At 53.0% G+C, this 22234-nt stretch carries 18 protein-coding genes; 12 read left to right on the plus strand and 6 right to left on the minus strand.

Annotated features, from left to right (window positions below):
• The 3 genes from FDW96_RS05480 (at window position 1) to fucO (ending at window position 2965) form a co-directional block, all read left to right on the plus strand.
• Window positions 1-999, plus strand: a complete 999-nt coding sequence (locus tag FDW96_RS05480) for a LacI family DNA-binding transcriptional regulator (RefSeq protein WP_042310738.1) — start codon at window positions 1-3, stop codon at window positions 997-999.
• Between the two features lie 142 nt (window positions 1000-1141).
• The gene (gene fucA / locus FDW96_RS05485) at window positions 1142-1789 is read left to right on the plus strand and encodes an L-fuculose-phosphate aldolase (protein ID WP_137365325.1); all 648 of its coding nucleotides are present in this window, start codon (window positions 1142-1144) and stop codon (window positions 1787-1789) included.
• 27 nt (window positions 1790-1816) lie between these two features.
• Entirely contained in the window at window positions 1817-2965 is a 1149-nt protein-coding gene (fucO, locus tag FDW96_RS05490) for a lactaldehyde reductase (protein WP_042310736.1), read from the plus strand.
• Window positions 2966-3046: 81 nt separating this feature from the next.
• On the opposite strand, the gene xni is transcribed toward fucO, so the two are convergent.
• From xni to queF, 5 genes are all read right to left on the minus strand, one after another.
• Window positions 3047-3802 carry a flap endonuclease Xni gene (gene xni / locus FDW96_RS05495; protein ID WP_061382370.1) on the minus strand — a complete coding sequence of 252 codons (756 nt, stop codon included), beginning with the start codon at window positions 3800-3802 and terminating at the stop codon, window positions 3047-3049.
• 146 nt (window positions 3803-3948) lie between these two features.
• Complete coding sequence (locus FDW96_RS05500; protein ID WP_042310732.1) at window positions 3949-5316, minus strand: L-serine ammonia-lyase; 1368 nt, start codon at window positions 5314-5316, stop codon at window positions 3949-3951.
• 53 nt (window positions 5317-5369) lie between these two features.
• Window positions 5370-6659, minus strand: a complete 1290-nt coding sequence (locus tag FDW96_RS05505; RefSeq protein ID WP_042310730.1) for an HAAAP family serine/threonine permease — start codon at window positions 6657-6659, stop codon at window positions 5370-5372.
• 562 nt (window positions 6660-7221) lie between these two features.
• Window positions 7222-8586 carry a nucleotide 5'-monophosphate nucleosidase PpnN gene (gene ppnN / locus FDW96_RS05510; RefSeq protein WP_042310728.1) on the minus strand — a complete coding sequence of 455 codons (1365 nt, stop codon included), beginning with the start codon at window positions 8584-8586 and terminating at the stop codon, window positions 7222-7224.
• A gap of 113 nt (window positions 8587-8699) precedes the next feature.
• Entirely contained in the window at window positions 8700-9548 is an 849-nt protein-coding gene (queF, locus tag FDW96_RS05515) for an NADPH-dependent 7-cyano-7-deazaguanine reductase QueF (protein WP_042310726.1), read from the minus strand.
• Between the two features lie 68 nt (window positions 9549-9616).
• On the opposite strand from queF, the gene syd reads away from it, so the two are divergent.
• From syd to FDW96_RS05560, 8 genes are all read left to right on the plus strand, one after another.
• Window positions 9617-10162, plus strand: a complete 546-nt coding sequence (gene syd, locus FDW96_RS05520) for a SecY-interacting protein (RefSeq protein WP_137365326.1) — start codon at window positions 9617-9619, stop codon at window positions 10160-10162.
• Window positions 10163-10794: 632 nt separating this feature from the next.
• A complete protein-coding gene (locus FDW96_RS05525; protein WP_137349461.1) occupies window positions 10795-11124 on the plus strand; it encodes a YqcC family protein in 330 nt (109 codons plus the stop codon).
• On the plus strand, window positions 11124-11906 hold the full coding sequence (truC, locus tag FDW96_RS05530; RefSeq protein ID WP_042310721.1) for a tRNA pseudouridine(65) synthase TruC: 783 nt from the start codon (window positions 11124-11126) through the stop codon (window positions 11904-11906). The genes FDW96_RS05525 and truC overlap by 1 nt, the downstream gene beginning before the upstream one ends.
• Window positions 11907-11925: 19 nt before the next feature.
• Window positions 11926-12375: a flavodoxin gene (locus tag FDW96_RS05535; protein WP_042310719.1), complete on the plus strand. Its 450-nt coding sequence runs from the start codon at window positions 11926-11928 to the stop codon at window positions 12373-12375.
• A gap of 347 nt (window positions 12376-12722) precedes the next feature.
• Entirely contained in the window at window positions 12723-14075 is a 1353-nt protein-coding gene (gene gudP / locus FDW96_RS05545) for a galactarate/glucarate/glycerate transporter GudP (protein ID WP_061382367.1), read from the plus strand.
• Between the two features lie 2 nt (window positions 14076-14077).
• Window positions 14078-15418 carry an enolase C-terminal domain-like protein gene (locus tag FDW96_RS05550; RefSeq protein ID WP_137365327.1) on the plus strand — a complete coding sequence of 447 codons (1341 nt, stop codon included), beginning with the start codon at window positions 14078-14080 and terminating at the stop codon, window positions 15416-15418.
• Between the two features lie 20 nt (window positions 15419-15438).
• A complete protein-coding gene (gene gudD / locus FDW96_RS05555; protein ID WP_042310713.1) occupies window positions 15439-16779 on the plus strand; it encodes a glucarate dehydratase in 1341 nt (446 codons plus the stop codon).
• Window positions 16780-16861: 82 nt separating this feature from the next.
• The gene (locus tag FDW96_RS05560) at window positions 16862-18004 is read left to right on the plus strand and encodes a glycerate kinase (protein ID WP_137365328.1); all 1143 of its coding nucleotides are present in this window, start codon (window positions 16862-16864) and stop codon (window positions 18002-18004) included.
• A 43-nt stretch (window positions 18005-18047) separates the two neighbouring features.
• Here FDW96_RS05560 and barA read toward each other — a convergent pair whose 3' ends face one another.
• Window positions 18048-20804 (minus strand): two-component sensor histidine kinase BarA, encoded by a 2757-nt coding sequence (gene barA / locus FDW96_RS05565; RefSeq protein ID WP_137349465.1) that lies wholly within the window; start codon window positions 20802-20804, stop codon window positions 18048-18050.
• Between the two features lie 57 nt (window positions 20805-20861).
• Here barA and rlmD point away from each other — a divergent pair, with 57 nt between their 5' ends.
• Complete coding sequence (rlmD, locus tag FDW96_RS05570) at window positions 20862-22160, plus strand: 23S rRNA (uracil(1939)-C(5))-methyltransferase RlmD (RefSeq protein ID WP_061382363.1); 1299 nt, start codon at window positions 20862-20864, stop codon at window positions 22158-22160.
• Window positions 22161-22234: the final 74 nt, after the last annotated feature.

Consider the following 22234-nt stretch of genomic DNA (forward strand, 5'->3'; position numbering starts at 1 on the left):
ATGGCTAAAACAGTAGAACAGATAGCCAGCGATCTGAATTTATCGGTTACGACCGTACGACTGGTGCTGAACGGGAAAGCAGAGCAATATCGAATCAGTGTCAAAACCCAAACGCGTATTAATGAATATGTTGAGCGTTATGGTTACGTCATAAACCATTCGGCCCGCAGCCTGAAATTGAATAAAACGGATACATTGGGACTGATTGTTCCAAATATTTCCAACGTTTTTTTTGCCACTCTCGCCGAGAAACTTGAGCAACGCTGTCGTCGCTCCGGTTATCAGTTAATGATTAGCTGTACCTATGATGATGTTGATTACGAAAATAAATTGACCAAAGCGTTAATCGCTCGCAATGTTGATGGCCTTTTTATTGTTCCCTCAACATTGGAGAATCAGCAACACCATTTACGCCAGGTCAGAAAACCGATGGTGTTACTGGACCGTGATTTTAAGTATACCGATAACGCACTGGTTGAAAGTCATAATATTTTAGGCGGCGAAAAGTTGACGCAAAGTTTGTTTGATGCCGGAAAGGCTCCGATCTGGTTTTTAGTCGGAGATACCGGATTACCCAGTATTGGCGATCGTTTGCAAGGTTACCTTAATTCTTTGAAGAATAATGGTATTCATCACCGTGATTGGGTGCGTGAAGGTCCTGACAACACCCCTGAAGGTGGTTTTCAACTGATGGATAGATTGATTGGTGAACAGGGGCAGCCGCAGGCGTTTATTGCCTCATCATTACCCGTGCTGGAAGGTGCTATTAACGCTATTCGCCATCGTTTCGGCACAATTTCACCTGATATTAATATTGGCACATTCGATGAACATCCGATGCTGGGATTTCTCGCCAATAATGTCTGGTCAATGCAGCAGGATGAAAATGTTTGGGCGGAAAAAGCATTCGATATGATGATGAGTGCCATTGACGACCAACCTATTAAAGAAACTGTAAAAGTACCGATGAAACTTATTAAGCGCGTAAGACAACAATAATACGTTGCTATAAATAAATCGGCCAACTGGATCTGAATAAACACATTCAGTGGCTGCCCATATCTGAAACCTGACCCGTCTTATTCTGCGGCTACATTTTTCGCAATTAAAGACGAGGAGAAACTGTACCCGGAGAATCATTATGGAAAGAATGCGTTTGTCACGAGAAATCATTGAAACCTGTCTTGAAATGACCAGCCTTGGATTAAATCAGGGGACGGCGGGAAATGTGAGTGCGCGATATGAGAATGGGATGTTGATCACGCCCAGCGGTATTCCTTATGAAAGACTTACTGAAAACATGATCGTGTATGTAGATAACGACGGAAAATATGATAAAGGTCAGTTACCCTCCAGCGAATGGCGTTTTCACCTGGCGGCTTACCAGACGCGTCCGGACGCCAATGCGGTTGTCCATAACCATGCTGTGCACTGTACGGCCGTTTCTATTCTCAACCGTCCAATTCCGGCAATCCATTACATGATTGCGGCGGCGGGGGGAAACTCTATTCCGTGTGCGCCTTATGCGACGTTTGGTACACGAGAGCTGTCAGAGTATGTGAGCGTCGCCCTGAAAAACCGTAAGGCAACGCTTTTACAGCACCATGGGCTGATTGCTTGTGAAGCGAATCTGGAAAAAGCACTGTGGTTGGCGCATGAAGTAGAAGTTCTGGCGCGCCTTTATCTGAGCACCCTGGCCATTGTTGATCCGGTTCCGGTGTTAGACGATGAGGAGATCGCGATTGTGCTGGAGAAATTCAAATCTTACGGATTACGAATTGAAGAGTAATTTCGCATAGCGAAAAGGAGAAATACGATGGCGAACAGAATGATTCTGAACGAAACGGCATGGTTTGGCCGGGGAGCTGTTGGTGCATTAACCGATGAAGTCATCCGTCGTGGTTATCGCAAGGCGCTGATTGTGACCGATGAGAATCTGGTGCGGTGCGGTGTTGTCGAGAAGGTGACGTCCCGGATGGACGCTGCAGGTCTGGCGTGGGAAATCTATTCAGGTGTTATTCCTAACCCAACCATTGCGGTGGTACAGGAAGGATTGGAGGTCTTTCAGCAAAGTGGCGCAGACTATTTGATAGCTATTGGCGGAGGCTCCCCGCAGGATACCTGTAAAGCGATTGGTATTATCAACAATAACCCTGAGTTTGCGGATGTACGCAGCCTCGAAGGGTTATCCCCGACGCGCTGCCCGAGCGTGCCGGTTATGGCTATCCCAACCACAGCAGGGACGGCGGCGGAAGTGACCATTAACTACGTGATCACGGATGAAGAAAACCGGCGTAAGTTTGTTTGTGTCGATCCACACGATATTCCGCAGGTGGCGTTTATCGATGCTGACATGATGGACGGCATGCCTGCGGCCTTAAAAGCGGCCACGGGTGTTGACGCCCTGACCCATGCCATTGAAGGATACATCACGCGAGCAGCGTGGGCGCTTACCGATGCGCTGCACATTAAAGCGATTGAAATTATTGCCGGGGCTTTACGCGGATCGGTCGCGGGCGACAGCCAGGCGGGCGAAGCGATGGCGCTGGGCCAGTACGTTGCCGGAATGGGTTTTTCCAACGTTGGCCTGGGATTAGTGCATGGCATGGCGCACCCGCTGGGCGCGTTTTATAACACCCCGCACGGCGTCGCGAATGCCATTTTGCTGCCGCATGTGATGCACTATAACGCCGAATATACCGGGGAGAAATTCCGCGATATCGCCCGGGTGATGGGCGTGAAGGTTGAAGGACTGACGCTGGCAGAAGCACGGAAAGCGGCAGTGGATGCGGTATTTGCCCTTAACCGTGATGTTGGGATCCCGCTGCACCTGCGCGATGTAGGCGTACGCAAAGAGGATATTCCTGCACTGGCGCAGGCTGCATTTGATGATGTCTGTACCGGGGGAAATCCGCGTGAAGCGAGCCTGGGCGATATCGTTGAGCTGTATCATACCGCCTGGTAACCACCCGGGGTTTATCCGGCCTACAGGGTTGTACGGTAAGTAGGCCGGATAAGGGGTTTTACCCACCATCCAGCAATAAGACTACCGCGCCAGCCGTAGCTGCTGTAAATTCCCGTCGATATGTAAGTCCGTTTGCAGTCGCGCGATATCCCGACACAGAAACGCCATTTCTTTATGCATCTCAAGTTTCTTGCGCCACTTTTCCGGGACCTTATCCAAATGTTCATACAGCGCTTCCAGCGTGGGGAACTGCGTCAGCAATTGCGTGGCGCTTTTCGGACCAATACCTGCGACCCCCGGTACTTTAGAACTGCTGATCCCAGCCAGCCCCCAGTAATCGGGCAGTTGTTGCGGCAGCACGCCGAACTCTTTCTCAATGAACGGCGCGTCCAGCCAGCGCTTCTGAAAATAGTCGCGAATACGCAGCGTCGGGGAGAGCAACTGACAGTAGCCTTTATCGGTGGAGACGATGGTGGCTTGATGTCCTGCCTGGCAGACCTTAATCGCCAGAGTAGCGGCTAAATCGTCGGCTTCATTACCGCTGGAGACCCAGCAGCAGACGCCGCGCTGTTCAAAAGCGGCGCGTAAGGCGGGCATTTCCTGATGCAAGTCCTCTGGCATTGGCGGCCGACCGGCTTTGTAGTCAGGCAGTCTTTGGTGACGCCAGCCGCTGTTGCGCGCTTCGTCATCAAAGACCGCCACGGCGTGCGTGGGCTGACTGTGCACAATTAATTGATCGAGCGCGTGCTGGCACGTCTCCACGCAGGGGGAGCCCTGTACGGCGTGAATACGGCGGATAAGATTCAGTGCATCGACAATGAGCAGGTGGACGGCCACGGTGTTCTCCCTAACAGATCAGTCCGTAGGGTAACATTCACGGCGGGGGGAGGCGAATATCTGAAATCAACATTTTGCCAGATGGCGGCTGACGCCTTATCCGGCCTACAAATGACAATGGAACTGTAGGCCGGATAAGTTGGGCTTTAATCGCAGGTGACAATCTTCATCGCCAGACCGCCGCGAGAGGTTTCGCGGTATTTGGCATTCATGTCTTTCCCGGTTTCGTACATGGTCTCGATGACTTTATCGAGGCACACACGCGGTTCACTGGTACGGCGCAGCGCCATACGCGCGGCGTTTACCGCTTTAACCGAAGCAATGGCATTACGCTCAATGCACGGTACCTGAACCTGGCCGGCAACCGGATCGCAGGTCAGACCCAGGTTGTGTTCCATACCGATTTCCGCCGCGATGCATACCTGCGTTGGGCTACCGCCCAGCAGCTCGGCCAGACCGGCAGCTGCCATGGAGCAGGCTACGCCGACTTCACCCTGACAGCCGACTTCGGCGCCAGAGATAGAGGCGTTCATCTTGTACAGCGAGCCGATGGCGCTCGCGACCAGCATGTAGCGTGCCAGCGAGTTAGCGTTCACTTCACGGATAAACTTGTCGTAGTACGCCAGCACGGCAGGAACAATCCCGCATGCGCCGTTGGTTGGCGCAGTCACCACGCGTCCACCGGCGGCGTTTTCTTCGTTGACGGCCAGCGCGAACATGTTGATCCAGTCAACAACCGCCATCGGGTCAGTGGTGGTTTTGTCACTGCTGACCAACATACGACGTAGCGCCGCCGCACGACGCGGAACGCGCAATTTACCCGGCAATACACCTTCGGTGGTGATACCGCGCTCAATCCCGCTACGCATCACTTCCCAGACGTTGGCAAAGTGCTGTTCCAGCTCTTCTTTGCTGTGCAGCGCCAGTTCGTTTTGCATCATCAGACCGGAAAGCGACAGGCCGGTTTCCTGGCAATGACGTTGCAAGTCCGCCGCGGATTTATACGGATACGGCACGTTTACCGGAGAGTTGTTCGGTAAACCAAAATGTTCTTCATCAACGATGAACCCACCGCCAATGGAATAGTAAGTCTGGCTGTAAATGGCTTTTTCGCCCGCCAGTGCGGTAATACGCATCCCGTTTTCGTGCAGGGACAGATTGTCCGTATGGAAATTCATGCACTTGTCGACCGGGAATTCGACCTCATGTTGACCGTCCGCCAGCAGCAAACGCCCATGAGTGTTCACATCCTGGATAAAGGCCGGGATGGCATCAATGTCTACGGTATCCGGCAGATTACCCGCCAGACCCATAATAATCGCGATGTCGGTATGGTGACCTTTGCCCGTCAGGGACAAAGAGCCATAAACATCAACCACTACGCGGGTTACGTCAGTGAGAATTCCGCGTGCAATCAGGTCATCCGTGAATTGTTTGCCTGCTTTCATCGGGCCAACAGTATGGGAGCTGGAAGGGCCAATGCCGATTTTGAAAATATCGAATACGCTAATCATGAGGCGTCCATTGTGTATCGAGGTGCGCCGCCCCGAGGAGCGGCGCAGGGGAATTAACTGAACAGAGAGTAGAAAATAGCGGAGATAGCGATCAGGCCCATAATCACAACGAAGACGTTGCTGATATGGCCGCTGTATTTACGCATTGCCGGTACTTTCTGAATTGCATACATCGGCATCAGGAACAGAATCATCGCGATGATTGGGCCACCCAGGGTCTCAATCATACCGAGGATGCTCGGGTTCAGCGTTGCCACAATCCAGGTGGTTACCAGCATGAACAGCGCAGTGATTTTGTTCAGTTTGTTGATTTCGATGGTTTTGCCTTTGCCGCGCAGAGACTTAATCACCATCCCGTTGAAGCCTTCACGTGCGCCCAGGTAGTGGCCGAGGAAGGATTTGGTGATAGCGATCATCGCGATGATCGGTGCCATCCAGGCAATAATCGGCGCGTTAAAGTGGTTCGCCAGGTAAGACAGGATAGAGATGTTCTGCTCTTTCGCTGCGGCCAGATCTGCCGGAGTCAGGCTGAATACACAGCTGAAGACGAAGAACATAACGGTCAGTACCATCATGATGTGAGCGAATGCCAGAATCTTGGAGCATTTCTTCTCAGCTTCATCACCGTACTCTTCACGCTTCGCCACGGCGAAGGAGGAGATGATCGGGGAGTGGTTAAAGGAGAACACCATTACCGGAATCGCCAGCCACAGGGTCAACAGCAGGCCGTTGCCGGTGGTTGCCGCAGAGTCAAAAGACATGGTTTCCAGAATCGCACCGCTCCACTGAGGGATCAGATACAGCGCCAGCAGCATCAGGGCGGCAACAAACGGGAATACCAGGATGCTCATCGCCTTAACGATCATCTGCTCACCGAAGCGCACGATGGTCATCATACCGACAATCAGGATCAGAGACAGAATGGCACGCGGCGGCGGAGTAATCGCCAGCTGGTGAGCCAGGAAGCTTTCAACGGTGTTGGTGATTGCTACGCTGTAAACCAACAGAATCGGGTAGATAGCGAAGAAGTAGAGCAGGGTAATCAGTTTACCCGCGCCAACGCCAAAGTGTTCTTCTACAACTTCAGTAATGTCTTCACCCGGATTTTTACCGGACAACACGAAGCGGGTCAGGCCACGGTGTGCAAAGAAGGTCATCGGGAAGGCAAGGATCGCCATGATGATCAGCGGGATCATACCGCCTACACCTGCGTTAATCGGCAGGAACAATACACCCGCGCCAATCGCCGTGCCGTAAAGGCCCAGCATCCACATGGTATCTGTCTTGCGCCATGCGCTGCGGGTCTGACCCGTAACGATAGTGCTGGTTTGAGTGTTTTCCATCTATTTCTCCTGGAGGAAGCTTAAAAAGTCGGGTTTGGGGTCAATCCGATGAGAAAGAACCCGACTGTAAATCGAAATTCGTTGAGCGATTTTTTATATAATTTTTCGCCGTAATAATTTGCGGGCGGAAAGATACATTTTAGTAATGAATGTATCAGTGATCGCGATCCCAAATGCAATAATCCACCTTTTATGTGGATAAATTTGGACCATTAATCTGTTAAAAAATAGTCAAAGCGAATTTACGGGCGCAGAGGCTAACATTAACGACATATCTCATGAAAGCGAAGGCGCGAAGATACGAGCGTTGCGCTGTAAAAACTGTTGTTTTTAGAGGATTTTGGCGACTAATAATAATTTCCTAAGATAAATGACGGTTGGTTTTTAAAGGTAATCGTTTGCGTGGCGCGTTATATTTAACGACATATCATTGGTATTTATATAATCGTCTGAGCTATGTGACTGGTATCACTAAAAAAAGCCGGGAGGCGCATGCGCCAAACCCGGCTTTGATATGGACAAAATTGTCACCGCGGTAGCGTCTGCTATCGGGTGTTGAAGGTCAGGCGCAGATCTCGTAGCAAGGGATGTACGCGGAGCCTGGCAACTTCATGCGATGCTGCGCAACGAAGCCCTGCAGGAGATCGTCCATGCGGCGCATCATTTCGCGGTCACCGTGGATTTTGTACGGGCCAAACTCTTCGATGGCGCGAATGCCGACCTCCTTCACGTTACCGGCCACAATACCCGAGAATGCACGACGCAGGTCGGCCGCCAGAACTTCAACGGGTTGATCCGGATACAGTTTCAGGTTAGCCATGTTTTCATGGGACGGCTCGAACGGCATCTGCAAATCAGGTGCGATACGAATCGACCAGTTAAAACTGTAGGCATCTCCGGTGTCGCGACGGTTCTCTTTTACCAGCGGCATCGCTTTTTTCATTAAACGCGCAACTTCCGCCGCATCGTCAATGATAATGCGATAGTGTCGGCGGGCTTCTTCCCCCAGCGTGTGCACGATAAATTCGTCCAGCACGCGGAAGTAATCGGCACTCTCTTTTGGTCCGGTCAAAATCAGCGGTAGCACCTGATCTTTGTTTGCCGGGTTCATCAGGATCCCCAGCAGATACAACAGCTCTTCCGCAGTCCCGACACCACCCGGGAAGATGATAATACCGTGGGCGATACGCACGAACGCTTCCAGACGTTTTTCAATGTCCGGCATGATGATCAGTTCGTTAACCAGCGGGTTAGGCGGCTCAGCGGCGATGATTGACGGTTCGGTCATACCAATAAAGCGGCTGTCTTTGTAACGCTGCTGGGCGTGACCGACCGCAGCGCCTTTCATTGGCGCTTCCATCGCTCCCGGACCGCAGCCGGTACAGATGTTCAACTCACGCAGGCCCAACTGGGTGCCGACGCGACGCGCATACAGGTATTCATTTTCGTTGATTGAGTGACCGCCCCAGCAGACAACCATGTTCGGCGCTTCACCGACGTGTAGCGCCCGGGCGTTACGCAGGATCGAGAACACCAGGTTGGTAATATGCACCGAACTTTCGAGATCCAGATGCTGAAAACGACCCGCGTTATGGATCTGACCATTGACGAACAGAATGTCGCGCAGCACGGCAAAAAGGTTGGCTTGTAGCGCACGAATGATGCGCCCATCAACAAACGCATCTTCAGGCGGATTAATCAGTTCCAGCTTCACGCCTCGTTCGCGGCGCAGCACGTTAATGTCGAAACTTTCAAAGCGGGACAGCAGTTCTTTGCTGTTGTCGGTCAGACTGCCGGAGTTCAGAACGGCAAGTGAACAGTTACGAAACAGTTGATACAGGTCGCTGCTGGCCGTGCGTTTAAGTAATTCGACTTCCAGCTGCGACAACATGTCCATTGAGCCAAGTGGGCTAATATGTGTAATCAAGTAGACTCCTTATGGGACGCAAAACGTCATTCCCTGGTAGTTACAATAGCCCTGGCTGATGGCCTTTCACAACCTTGCGCGCGGAATCCGACACGCAAAATTGAGAAAAAAGATTACTGACGTACCAGTCGGCCCGTAGCTGGCGTGAAATCGGTATTGGTGCGCCATGGGTTAATGTCCAGACCACCACGCCGCGTGTAGCGCGCGTAGACGCTCAGTTTCTCCGGCTGGCAGAAGCGCAGAATGTCATTGAAAATGCGCTCCACGCACTGCTCGTGAAATTCATTATGGTGGCGGAAGGAGACCAGATAACGCAGCAGCTTCTCCCTGTCGATTTTGCGTCCACGATACTGAATTTGTATGGAGCCCCAGTCGGGCTGGTGGGTGATCAGACAGTTGGATTTCAGCAGGTGGCTGACCAGCGTCTCTTCCACCGCTTTTTCGCCGCTCACGGCATTTTCCAGATAGTCGGTGCTGAACTGGTAGTTATCAATGACGATATCCTGATTATCGATACAGGTGCCGTTAAAATGGGCAATCGGTTGTCCTTCCAGCTCGTCAAGGCGGTATAGCGCCACGCTGACATCGCCCTGAGCGCAGGCGCGCAGATCGTTTTCCAGCGTCTGGCGTACCGCCTCCCAGGAGTCAAAACGCGTCTGGTTAAAACTGTTCAGGTACAGCTTAAAGCTTTTCGATTCAATCAGATTTACGCTGGTGTAATCCAGCTCCACATGACCGACCGCAACCTGCGGTAAGCCGTTAGCATTCAGCCATGACAGTTCATACAGCGTCCAGATGTCGGCTCCGTGGAAAGGCAAATTATCGGCCTTTAAATCCAGCGGGTCGCGGTTGAGGCTGCGCGGAACGCCTTGCAACAGACTGGCATCGTAATTGTCCCGATAATCCGTTGATTTACCGAGAGTCAGGCCGTCAAGCGCCCGATGATTTTCATAAGAAGACATGTTTCACCGTCATAAACCAGATACACTATGCGACAAGTGTATCCTGGCTTTTGTGAAGAGAGAAATCAGTGGACGAATTGACAGTGCAGGCGTTGACAGCCTTTACGACGCGTTATTGCGACGCGTGGCATGACAAAAACAACAGCTGGCCGCTCAGCGAAGAGCTGTATGGTGTACCGTCACCGTGCATCATTTCTTCCACTAACGATTCGGTTTACTGGCAACCGCAGCCTTTTGTCGGTGAAAAAAACGTCAATGCGGTTGAACGTGCCTTTGACATTGTGATACAACCTGCCGTTCACGCTTTTTACACCACCCAGTTTGCTGGGGATATGCACGCGCAGTTTGCGAATGAAAAGCTGACGTTGCTGCAAACCTGGAGTGAGGATGACTTCAGGCGCGTTCAGGAAAACCTGATTGGTCACCTGGTTACGCAAAAGCGACTCAAGCTCTCGCCTACGCTTTTCATTGCCACTCAGGACAACGAACTTGATGTCATCTCGGTGTGCAACCTGTCCGGTGAAGTTTGCAAAGAAACGCTGGGCACCCGTCAACGAACGGTGCTGGCAGCCTCGCTTGCGGAATTCCTCACTCAACTTAAGCCAGTTCTGTAATCCTGTTTGCCCTTAATCGTGTGAGAGATCTCTTACAAACCCTGTAGGACATTGCCAGGTAATAAGTGAAGACTTAATGAATTGAAAAACTATTAATTACTTACAATTCAACTTGTTAGTATTTTATTGTCAACTTTCATATGAAAATTACCTTAAGTGTTTGTCTGTAAGTATCTTGTAAGACAAAGCGAAACAGGCGATTCTATATCTGTCGACAAGGAGTCGCACAACGAAGTGAACATCAGGATGATGGCTCTTCGGCAGGACACACCAGGATGGTGTTACAAGGACAGGCTTCAGGATGAAGCAAAGCGGAAAGCGCGGGATGCGTTAAAGGACACCTCCAGGATGGAGAATGAGAGCCGGTCAGGATGTTCGGCGGGTCAGGATGGCCAGGACACTTCAGGATGAAGTTTTCACATCGGGGTGATGTGAGCAGGATGCAAAAGTTCAGGATGAACAAGGTCGCAAGACCACAGGAAAAGTTGTCACGGATGAGCAGGGAGCACCAAAAGTAGCTGGAATGCTGCGAAACGAACCGGGAGCACTGTTTTTACAGTGCTCCCTTTTTTTATTTCCTCTTCACTAGTGCTATTCTTCGCGCCAGATTTTTCATCATTGAGGTTAATTTCATGACGACTCATGACCGTGTGCGCCAGCAGTTACACGCGCTTGAAGCGCTACTGCGTGAACATCATCACTGGCGGATGGACGAGCCAGAGGAGCATTTGTTTACCAGCACGCAGCCTTTTTGTATGGATACCATGGAGCCGGTCGAATGGCTGCAGTGGGTGTTGATTCCCCGCATGCATAGCCTGCTTGATAATGCGCAGCCGCTGCCGCAGGCTTTTGCCATCGCACCGTATTACGAAATGGCGCTGACGGCCGATCACCCGCAACGCGACATTCTCCTGACGGCATTGCAGGAACTGGATGCGCTATTTACAAGTGATAACGCCTGATGCTGGAGATCCTCTATCAGGACGAATGGCTGGTTGCGGTCAATAAACCTTCTGGTTGGCTGGTTCACCGCAGTTGGCTCGACCGCGATGAGAAAGTGGTGGTGATGCAAACGGTGCGCGACCAGATTGGTCAGCACGTGTTTACCGCCCACCGGCTCGACAGACCGACCTCCGGCGTGCTGCTGATGGGGCTGTCCAGCGAAGCCGGGCGTTTGCTGTCTCAGCAGTTTGAACATCATCAAATGCAGAAACGCTATCATGCGATTGTGCGTGGCTGGCTGATGGACGACGCCGTGCTGGATTACCCGCTGGTGGAAGAGCTGGATAAGATAGCCGATAAATTTGCCCGCGAGGATAAAGAGCCGCAGCCTGCGGTCACCCATTATCGCGGTCTGGCGACGGTTGAAATGCCGGTGGCGACCGGGCGCTATCCCACCACCCGTTACGGGCTGGTGGAGCTGGAGCCTCAGACCGGTCGTAAGCACCAGCTCAGACGCCATTTGGCTCACTTGCGCCATCCGATAATTGGCGACAGCAAGCATGGTGATTTACGGCAAAACCGCAGCGCCGCAGAGCATTTCGGCTGTCAGCGCTTGATGCTGCATGCTAGTCAGCTTGAGCTGACTCATCCCTTTACTGGCGAACCGCTGGTTATTCGCGCCGGGCTGGATGAGGTCTGGATGCAGGCGTTATCACAGTTTGGCTGGCGCGGACTTCTCCCTGAGAATGAAAGGGTTGAGTTCAGCGGGCTGTCAGGTCAGGATGAACAGATAGATTCTTAAGTCCCTGGAGATAAAGGTTATGGCGGAAATTGGAATTTTTGTCGGCACGATGTATGGAAACGCGCTGTTGGTTGCCGAAGAGGCCGAGGCGATTTTAACTGCGCAGGGCCATAAAGCCACGGTATTTGAAGACCCGGAGCTTACCGACTGGCAGGCTTATCAGGATAAATATGCATTGGTGGTGACCTCAACGACCGGGCAGGGCGATCTGCCGGATAGCATTGTGCCGCTGTTTCAGGGAATCAAAGATAATCTCGGTTTCCAGCCTAATCTGCGTTATGGCGTCATTGCGCTTGGCGACAGCAGCTACGTTAATTTTTGCAATGGCGGCAAGCAGTTCGATGCGCTGTTACAGGAACAAAGCGCGCAGCGCGTAGGTGAAATGCTGCTGATTGATGCCAGCGAGCATCCTGAACCGGAAAGCGAATCTAATCCCTGGGTAGAAAACTGGGGAACCTTGCTTAAATAATCCCTCGCCCGCACGGGCATGCAACCCCACTCATTAGAAAACCGTAGGCCGGGTCAGGCGAAGCCGCCACCCGGCAATAAAACCCCAATTACGTGAACTAACTTCCACTGCTTTGGGCTTATGCCCCAAACAACTTCTCACTGCCTCCCTAATGTTGTGTTCATGCACGGTGAGGGAAAGTGGCACTCCTTCATATACTTTTCCCGTCAGTTCCCGGAATGGCAGCGAGTCAGAATAAAACGGCCCTGAGCTGTACCAAAACTGCCACACACTAACCTCTCATTCTGATCACCCTACAGGTGCTGTACAGAATGAACTGGCGCAAGCCAGGATTCAGGAGTGCAACAATGAGTTCATTAAGTCAGGCGGCGAGCAGCGCGGAAAAACGCACTAACGCTCGCTACTGGATAGTGGTGATGCTGTTTATCGTCACATCCTTCAACTACGGCGATCGCGCCACCTTATCCATTGCCGGTTCGGAGATGGCCAAAGACATTGGCCTGGATGCGGTAGGCATGGGGTATGTATTCTCCGCTTTCTCATGGGCGTATGTCATCGGCCAGATTCCCGGCGGCTGGTTGCTCGATCGCTTCGGCTCCAAACGTGTTTATTTTTGGTCCATTTTTATCTGGTCCATGTTTACCCTGCTGCAGGGCTTCGTCGATATCTTTAGCGGCTTTGGAATTATCGTCGCGCTGTTTACCCTGCGTTTCCTCGTGGGGTTAGCCGAAGCCCCCTCCTTCCCCGGCAACAGTCGTATTGTGGCGGCGTGGTTCCCGGCGCAGGAAAGGGGCACGGCGGTCGCTATCTTTAACTCGGCGCAATACTTTGCCACCGTTATCTTCGCACCAATCATGGGTTGGCTGACCCATGAAGTGGGTTGGTCACATGTGTTCTTCTTTATGGGCGGTCTCGGGATTGTTATCAGCTTTATCTGGTTAAAGGTGATTCATGAACCAAACCAGCATCCGGGCGTAAACCAAAAAGAGCTGGAGTACATTGCCGAAGGTGGGGCGCTGATCAATATGGATCAGGCGGCCGCCAAAGCTAAAGTACCGTTCAGCGTGAAGTGGGGGCAGATCAAACAGCTGCTGGGTTCACGGATGATGATTGGTATTTATATCGGCCAATACTGCATTAACGCGCTGACCTACTTCTTTATCACCTGGTTCCCGGTTTATCTGGTGCAGGCGCGTGGTATGTCTATTCTGAAAGCCGGCTTTGTTGCCTCGGTCCCGGCCATTTGCGGATTTGCGGGCGGCGTGCTCGGCGGCATTATTTCCGACTGGTTGATGCGCCGTACCGGTTCACTGAATATCGCGCGTAAAACGCCAATCGTCATGGGGATGCTGTTATCGATGGTGATGGTGTTCTGTAACTACGTCAACGTCGAGTGGATGATCATTGGCTTTATGGCGCTGGCCTTCTTCGGCAAAGGCATCGGCGCGTTGGGATGGGCGGTGATGGCCGACACCGCGCCAAAAGAGATCAGCGGTCTGAGCGGCGGCCTGTTCAATATGTTTGGCAACATTTCCGGCATCGTCACGCCAATTGCCATTGGCTACATTGTGGGCACTACCGGCTCGTTTAACGGCGCGTTGATTTACGTAGGGGTACATGCGCTGATTGCTGTCGTCAGTTATCTGGTGCTGGTGGGGGATATTAAACGTATCGAACTGAAACCTGTCGCAGGACAATGACGATGACAACACAATCGAGTCCCGTTATTACCGATATGAAGGTCATCCCAGTGGCCGGGCATGACAGCATGCTGCTCAATATTGGCGGTGCGCATAACGCATATTTTACCCGCAATATCGTGGTGCTCACCGATAACGCTGGCAATACCGGGGTTGGTGAAGCGCCGGGCGGTGAAGTGATTTATCAGACGCTGGTGGATGCAATCCCACAGGTGTTGGGACAGGAAGTCGCGCGTCTGAATAAAGTGGTTCAGCAGGTGCATAAAGGCAACCAGGCCGCTGATTTTGACACTTTCGGTAAAGGCGCCTGGACCTTTGAACTGCGGGTTAATGCGGTGGCCGCGCTGGAGGCCGCATTGCTCGATCTGCTGGGCAAGGCGCTGAATGTTCCGATTTGTGAACTGTTAGGGCCGGGCAAGCAGCGCGATGCGGTCACTGTGCTCGGCTATCTGTTCTACGTAGGCGATCGCACGAAGACCGATCTGCCGTATCTGGAAAGCACGCCGGGCAACCATGAATGGTACCGCCTGCGTCACCAGCAAGCGATGACCCCGGATGCGGTGGTGCGTCTGGCGGAAGCCTCGCAGGATCGCTACGGTTTTAAAGATTTCAAACTCAAAGGCGGCGTACTGCCAGGCGAGCAGGAAATCGACACCGTACGCGCGCTGAAAAAAAGCTTCCCGGATGCGCGTATTACGGTTGATCCCAACGGCGCCTGGCTGCTGGATGAAGCCATCTCTCTGTGTAAAGGGCTGAACGATGTTCTGACTTATGCCGAAGATCCGTGCGGGGCTGAGCAGGGTTTTTCTGGCCGCGAAGTGATGGCGGAGTTCCGCCGTGCTACCGGGCTGCCGGTCGCAACGAACATGATCGCCACCAACTGGCGTGAGATGGGCCATGCGGTAATGCTGAACGCTGTGGATATTCCGCTGGCCGATCCGCACTTCTGGACCCTTTCCGGCGCGGTGCGCGTGGCACAGTTATGCGATGACTGGGGCCTGACCTGGGGCTGCCATTCCAACAACCATTTTGATATTTCGCTGGCGATGTTTACCCACGTTGGCGCAGCGGCACCGGGCAACCCGACGGCTATCGACACCCACTGGATCTGGCAGGAGGGCGATTGCCGTCTGACCAAAAATCCGCTGGAGATTAAAAACGGAAAAATTGCGGTACCTGATGCGCCCGGTTTGGGCGTGGAGCTGGACTGGGATCAGATACAGATAGCCCATGAGGCCTATAAGGCGCTGCCCGGCGGCGCGCGTAATGATGCAGGCCCAATGCAGTATCTGATTCCCGGATGGACTTTTGACCGTAAACGTCCCGTTTTCGGCCGCCACTAATTTTGAATAAGGATTTAATTATGAGCGCACAATTTACTACCCCCGTCGTGACCTCTATGCAGGTGATCCCGGTTGCGGGCCATGACAGCATGCTGATGAACCTGAGCGGTGCCCATGCCCCGTTCTTTACACGTAATATTGTGATTATTAAAGATAACTCTGGTCATACCGGGGTAGGGGAAATTCCTGGCGGCGAAAAAATTCGTCAGACCCTGGAAGATGCCATTCCGCTGGTGGTGGGTAAAACGCTGGGTGAGTACAAAAACGTGCTGAACGCGGTACGCAATACGTTTGCCGATCGTGATGCCGGTGGCCGTGGTTTGCAGACCTTCGATTTACGTACCACTATTCATGTGGTTACCGGGATCGAAGCGGCGATGTTGGATCTGTTAGGTCAGCATCTGGGCGTCAACGTCGCGTCTCTGCTGGGCGATGGTCAGCAGCGTAGCGAAGTCGAAATGCTGGGTTATCTGTTCTTCGTTGGCAACCGTAAAGCGACGCCGCTGCCGTATCAAAGCCAGCCGGATGAGAAATGCGATTGGTATCGCCTGCGTCATGAAGAGGCGATGACCCCGGATGCGGTAGTACGTCTGGCGGAAGCCGCGTATGAGAAATATGGTTTCAACGACTTCAAACTGAAAGGCGGCGTACTGGCCGGGGAAGAAGAAGCGGAATCTATTGTCGCGCTGGCGAAACGCTTTCCACAGGCGCGCGTCACGCTCGATCCCAACGGCGCATGGTCGCTGAATGAAGCGATTAAAATTGGTAAGTACCTGAAAGGATCGCTGGCCTATGCGGAAGATCCGTGCGGCGCCGAGCAGGGCTTCTCCGGTCGTGAAGTGATGGCGGAGTTCCGTCGAGCTACTGGCTTGCCGACCGCCACCAATATGATCGCCACCGACTGGCGACAAATGGGGCATACGCTGTCGTTGCAGTCCGTGGATATCCCGCTGGCGGACCCGCACTTCTGGACGATGCAGGGTTCTGTTCGCGTGGCGCAGATGTGTCATGAGTTCGGGCTGACCTGGGGCTCTCACTCTAACAACCACTTTGATATTTCGTTGGCGATGTTTACTCATGTCGCGGCGGCAGCGCCTGGGAAAATTACCGCTATCGATACCCACTGGATCTGGCAGGAAGGTAACCAGCGGCTGACCAAAGAACCTTTTGCAATCAAGGGCGGTATGGTGCAGGTTCCGGCGAAACCGGGCCTGGGCGTGGAGCTGGATATGGATCAGGTGATGAAAGCGCATGAGCTGTATCAGCAACATGGACTGGGTGCACGTGATGATGCGATGGGAATGCAGTATCTGATCCCGAACTGGACGTTTGATAATAAGCGCCCGTGCATGGTACGCTAAGCGAACTGGGACCGCTCCCATAAATGGAGCGGTTTTCCTCCTGGTGTATGCTTAACACAGTCAACATGCGTAAGGATGCTTTATGAAAATAGTGATCGCACCGGATTCCTATAAGGAAAGTATGAGTGCGCTTGAAGTGGCAACGGCTATTGAACTGGGATTCCGTGAGATTTGGCCTGAGGCGGAATACGTGAAGATCCCGGTTGCGGATGGCGGCGAGGGAACGGTCGAAGCGATGGTTGCCGCAATGCAAGGTCACCTTGTGCATGTTAATGTTACCGGCCCTTTGGGCAATACAATTCAGGCTTTTTATGGTTTATCCGGCGATGAGCGCTCGGCGTTTATTGAAATGGCAGCCGCCAGCGGGCTGGAGCAGGTTCCTGCGAATTTACGCGATCCGCTGAAAACCACCTCCTGGGGAACCGGGGAGCTAATTCGTCATGCGCTGGATGCGGGCGTGGAACATATCATCATCGGGATTGGCGGTAGCGCCACCAATGATGGCGGTGCTGGTATGGTGCAGGCGCTGGGCGCAAGGTTGCTGGATGCGCAAGATGAAGATATTGCCCATGGCGCGATGGGCCTGGAATCGCTCGCCCGAATTGATATCTCGCAGTTAGATCCGCGTCTTGCCGGATGCCGTATCGAGGTGGCCTGCGACGTCACTAACCCGTTGACCGGTAAAGAAGGAGCCTCAGTGGTCTTTGGTCCACAAAAGGGGGCGACGGCGGAGATGATTCCGCGTCTTGATCGGGCGCTTACGCACTATGCGCAACTGATCGCGCGCGATCTGGACGTAAATGTGCTGGAGCTGGCCGGCGGTGGCGCTGCTGGCGGCATGGGGGCGGCGCTGTATGCGTTTTGCGGCGCACAGCTACGCCGCGGTATTGAGATCGTGACGGATGCGTTACGCCTGGATGCCTGCGTTGCGGATGCGGACTTAGTGGTGACGGGGGAAGGGCGTATCGATAGCCAGACTATTCACGGTAAGGTTCCGGTTGGCGTGGCGAAGATCGCAAAGCGTTACAACAAACCGGTGATCGGCATTGCCGGTAGCCTGACGGCGGATGTCGGTGTCGTACATGAGCATGGGCTGGATGCGGTTTTTAGCGTCATCTATACCATTTGTTCGCTGGATGAGGCGCTGAAGAATGCGAGTGAGAACGTACGAATGACGGCGCGCAACGTGGCTGCGACGCTGAAAGCGGGCCAACTGTTACGCTGAGTTGTAGGCCGGATAGGGCGGTCACGCCGCCATCCGGCGAATATCAGCCCAACAACTTCTTCGCTTCGCGCGCAACGTTGTCCATTTCATCCAGCAGCTCTAAAAATTCAGGCTCCAGCTCTTCTTCTTTAGTCCCGCTACGTAATTGTTGCTCAATGAGCTGGCACAGGTTTTTCATGCGGGGGACGCCGCTATAGCCGCAACTACCGTGCAGCTTATGAATCATATCCACCAGACCTTCAGGGTTTTCGCCTACCAGCTGTTCTTCAATTTTGTTGCGCACTTCGGGTAGGAAATCGAGCAGCATTTGCAGCATATCCCGCGCCAGATCGTTTTTCCCCGCGGCTTGTCTTAATGCCAGTTGCCAGTCGAGCGTGGTATTCAGATTGACGACCGGCTCCAGAGGTTCAACCGCGAGCGCCCGAAGCGATGTGGTCGCGCCAGGTTTGTAGCGTAACAGGAGATTGTGCAGCTTATCTTCTTCGATAGGCTTCGCCAGGTAATCGTTCATCCCGGCGCTGAGTAGCTTCTCTTTTTGCCCCGCCATGGCATGCGCGGTAACCGCAATAACCGGCGTTTGTTGTTGATGAGGCAACTGGTGGATCAGCTCGCAGGCGCGAATACCGTCCATGTCGGGCATCTGAATATCCATCAGGATCAGATCAAACTGCATCTGTTTGGCACGATCCACCGCCTGGTGTCCACTGTCGCAGAGCACGACGTGCTGTACCTTATCTTCCAGCAGTGCGCCAATCAGCTTGAGGTTTGCCGGGTTGTCGTCCACCGCCATAACGGTCATGGCAATTTTGCTCTCATCTGGCAACGGCTGATCCGCGCTGTAGTTCAACTGGCAATACTCTGTCAGCGCAGGCAGCAGACGGGTTGAGGTGAGAGGCTTCAACAGACACGCCGCTGCGCCGCCTTGTTTCAATTTCTCGGCGTTAATCTGTGCGTGACAGGGCAGGGCTAATAACAGGAAATCGGTCATCGCCGCTGCGCTTGCCAACCGCTCATGTTGCATGGTGAGCGGTTCGCGTAAAGTGACCGGAATGCCAATCAGCAGAATATCGTAGTGATCCTTCGGCAGCCCGGAGAATGAAGGGCTGTAAATCACCTCCAGCGGCGTTTCACTTAATATATCTAACGTGCATTGCGCGGCAGTGGCGTTAGGTTCGACATAGGCCAGTCGTTTACCCGCAAGGCACCGGGTTGTCGAGCGATCGATGAGAACGTTAGGGTTGAGATCGAGACTGATATGGAACCAGAAGGTGGAGCCCCGGTTCGGCTGGCTGTGGAAGGAAATATCCCCGCCCATTTCGTTGACCAGTTTTTGCGTAATGACCAGACCCAGTCCGGTACCGCCATGGCGGCGGGAAATACTGGCGTCCGCCTGACGGAAGGCCTGGAACAGGCGTGACTGATCGCGCTCAGGGATGCCGATTCCGGTATCGCGGATTTGCACTTCAATTTGCACTTTCGTGTTACTGAGGGCGCGTTTCTCGACCAGAATGTCGATATTACCGCCCTCGGTAAATTTGATGGCATTGCCGACCAGATTGGTAATGACCTGCTGTAAGCGCAGCGGGTCGCCGATGACGTTGTCCGGCACATCATTCTTAATATTCAGCGTCAGCTCAAGCCCTTTATCATGGGATGAGTGCGCTAACAGCGTGACGACGTCATCCAGCGTGCTGCGAAGCGGGAACGGAATGCTTTCCAGAATGAGCTTGCCCGCTTCCAGTTTGGAGAAGTCGAGCACATCATTGATGATGGCCAGCAGATTGTTGGCCGATCGCTCAATCGTATTCAGGTGATCGCGCTGCGTGGTGTTAAGCTCGGTTTTCAGCGTCAGGCGCGTAAAGCCAATCACGCCATTCAGCGGGGTGCGTAGCTCGTGCGACATGTTAGCCAGAAACTCAGACTTAATTCGGGCCGCCTCCTGGGCGCGTTTTTTCGCCAGATCCAGTTCGACGTTCTGGATTTCCATCTGCTCCAGCGTTTCACGCAGGTCGGAAGTCGCCTGATCGATATTGTGCTGCATCTCTTCATGGTAGGCTGCAAGAGACATCGCCATCGAGTTGATACCGTTTTTGAGCATATCCAGCTCGCCCAGCATGAAACCTTCCACACGGCTGTCGAGCTGCCCTCTACGTATACGGTCAACGGTATTCACCATGTTGCGAATCGGGCCGGTTACGTCGCGCATCAGACGCCAGCCGAAAATTAACGCAATACCAATACAAAACAGCATCATTACGCTGGAGATAAAGATCTCTTTATATTGCTGCAGTCGAACCGACTTGAGGTCCAGCTCAAGCGCTACATACCCCAGCATGTTTTGCGTATTTTTGGCGTCGCTTATGGCAGATTCATCCGGCGAATAGCTTTCCGATATAATTGGCGTTCGTAGGATCATGATATCCCCGAGCCGGGTGACGCTCAGCTTACGGGGAAACGGTGAACCGGTCGCCAGCTGCATTTCAGATGGATCGAGATGAAAATTGGAGGTGACAAACAGCCGGTTATTCTCGTCATAGACAGAAATTGCCCGCACGATATCGGAATGGCGGCGATGCAGTACGCTGATAAGCTGGCCAATGGATTCCCTGTTTTGCAGGTTCATGCCATATTCGCTGGAGACCGCCAGTGGCTCTATGATGCTGGCGCCGGCATCTTCCAGTTGACGCTGCAAGTCGTTATAGCGATGCACAACAAAAAAGATACTGAGCAGCAAACCAATCAGGACGGTCGGGGCCAGGATCAGAATCATCATGCGTGCGCGCAGGCTGTAGTTGGTCATGGAGTTCCGTTATGGGACAATTAGGGTCACACTGTTAAATAGAGAAATATCTCGTCGATGGCGCAATTCTACTCTGCAAAACGACGCGTGACGACGCGTCAGATCATAACCGTTACCGTCAATGACCTCGATCCTTTTGGTCAGGGCGTCGCTCGCCATAACGGAAAGGCGTTGTTTATACCGGAATTGCTACCCCAGGAAAGCGCAGAGGTGGTGATTACCGAAGATAAAAAACAGTTCGCCCGCGCGCAAGTAAAACGACGTTTAAACGACAGCCCGCAGCGTGAAGTGCCACGTTGCCCGCATTTTGGCGTCTGTGGCGGTTGCCAGCAGCAGCACGCCAGCATCCCGTTGCAGCAGCGTAGCAAAAGCGCGGCGTTAGCGCGTTTAATGAAATGTGAAGTGTCGGATATTATCGCTGATACCCCGTGGGGCTATCGTCGTCGCGCACGTTTGAGTCTGAACTATCGGTCAAAAGAACAAAAGTTGCAGATGGGATTCCGCAAATCCGGTTCCAGCGACATTATTGATGTCAAACAATGCCCTATTCTGGTGCCCCAACTTGAAGCGCTGTTGCCCCACATCAGGGCGTGTCTGGAGAGTTTGCAAGGGTTACGTCATCTCGGTCATGTTGAGCTGGTGCAGGCAGGGAGCGGAACCCTGATGATTTTACGCCACACGGCGCCTTTGAGTGCGGCGGATAAAGAAAAACTGGAATGCTTTTCGCATTCTCAGGGGCTGTCTTTGTTTCTGGCCCCGCAAAGCGAGATACTTGAATCAGTATCAGAAGAATCGCCCTGGTATGACTCAAATGGACTACGGTTAAGCTTCAGCCCGCGTGATTTTATTCAGGTCAATGCAGGGGTAAACCAAAAAATGGTCGCCTGTGCGCTGGAATGGCTGGATGTGCGACCTGAAGATCGCGTGCTCGATCTGTTCTGCGGTATGGGGAATTTCACCCTGCCGCTGGCAGTAAGGGCAGCAAGCGTGGTAGGGGTTGAAGGGGTTCCGGCGCTGGTCGAAAAAGCCCGGGAAAACGCGCTGAATAACGGATTACACAACGTGACATTCTTTCATGAAAACCTTGAGGAAGATGTTACCCGGCAGCCGTGGGCGAAAAACGGATTCGACAAAGTATTGCTCGATCCTGCGCGTGCGGGGGCTGCCGGTGTAATGCAACATATTATAAAATTAGAACCTATACGCGTTGTTTATGTATCCTGTAACCCTGCAACGCTGGCTCGTGACAGCGACGCTTTGCTCAACGCGGGATATGCCATACGGCGACTGGCGATGCTCGATATGTTCCCGCACACTGGACACCTGGAATCAATGGTCCTGTTTGAGCGTTTGTAATGAAATTTGTACCCATTGGATTTCGGGTTGTAATGCAGCATGAAAGACAATGGGTAAGGCTTGTCGACTTCGAC

This window comes from Citrobacter sp. TBCS-15 (genome assembly GCF_005280815.1).
Classification (GTDB): Bacteria; Pseudomonadota; Gammaproteobacteria; order Enterobacterales; family Enterobacteriaceae; genus Citrobacter; species Citrobacter werkmanii.

Coding starts and splice junctions, on each gene's coding strand:
- queF (WP_042310726.1), bottom strand. CDS start 9,548: ATGTCTTCTTATGAAAATCATCGGGCGCTTGACGGCCTGACTCTCGGT.
- FDW96_RS05525 (WP_137349461.1), top strand. CDS start 10,795: ATGACGACTCATGACCGTGTGCGCCAGCAGTTACACGCGCTTGAAGCG.
- gudP (WP_061382367.1), top strand. CDS start 12,723: ATGAGTTCATTAAGTCAGGCGGCGAGCAGCGCGGAAAAACGCACTAAC.
- fucO (WP_042310736.1), top strand. CDS start 1,817: ATGGCGAACAGAATGATTCTGAACGAAACGGCATGGTTTGGCCGGGGA.
- FDW96_RS05560 (WP_137365328.1), top strand. CDS start 16,862: ATGAAAATAGTGATCGCACCGGATTCCTATAAGGAAAGTATGAGTGCG.
- rlmD (WP_061382363.1), top strand. CDS start 20,862: ATGGCGCAATTCTACTCTGCAAAACGACGCGTGACGACGCGTCAGATC.
- fucA (WP_137365325.1), top strand. CDS start 1,142: ATGGAAAGAATGCGTTTGTCACGAGAAATCATTGAAACCTGTCTTGAA.
- truC (WP_042310721.1), top strand. CDS start 11,124: ATGCTGGAGATCCTCTATCAGGACGAATGGCTGGTTGCGGTCAATAAA.
- FDW96_RS05500 (WP_042310732.1), bottom strand. CDS start 5,316: ATGATTAGCGTATTCGATATTTTCAAAATCGGCATTGGCCCTTCCAGC.
- FDW96_RS05480 (WP_042310738.1), top strand. CDS start 1: ATGGCTAAAACAGTAGAACAGATAGCCAGCGATCTGAATTTATCGGTT.
- FDW96_RS05550 (WP_137365327.1), top strand. CDS start 14,078: ATGACAACACAATCGAGTCCCGTTATTACCGATATGAAGGTCATCCCA.
- FDW96_RS05505 (WP_042310730.1), bottom strand. CDS start 6,659: ATGGAAAACACTCAAACCAGCACTATCGTTACGGGTCAGACCCGCAGC.
- FDW96_RS05535 (WP_042310719.1), top strand. CDS start 11,926: ATGGCGGAAATTGGAATTTTTGTCGGCACGATGTATGGAAACGCGCTG.
- barA (WP_137349465.1), bottom strand. CDS start 20,804: ATGACCAACTACAGCCTGCGCGCACGCATGATGATTCTGATCCTGGCC.
- gudD (WP_042310713.1), top strand. CDS start 15,439: ATGAGCGCACAATTTACTACCCCCGTCGTGACCTCTATGCAGGTGATC.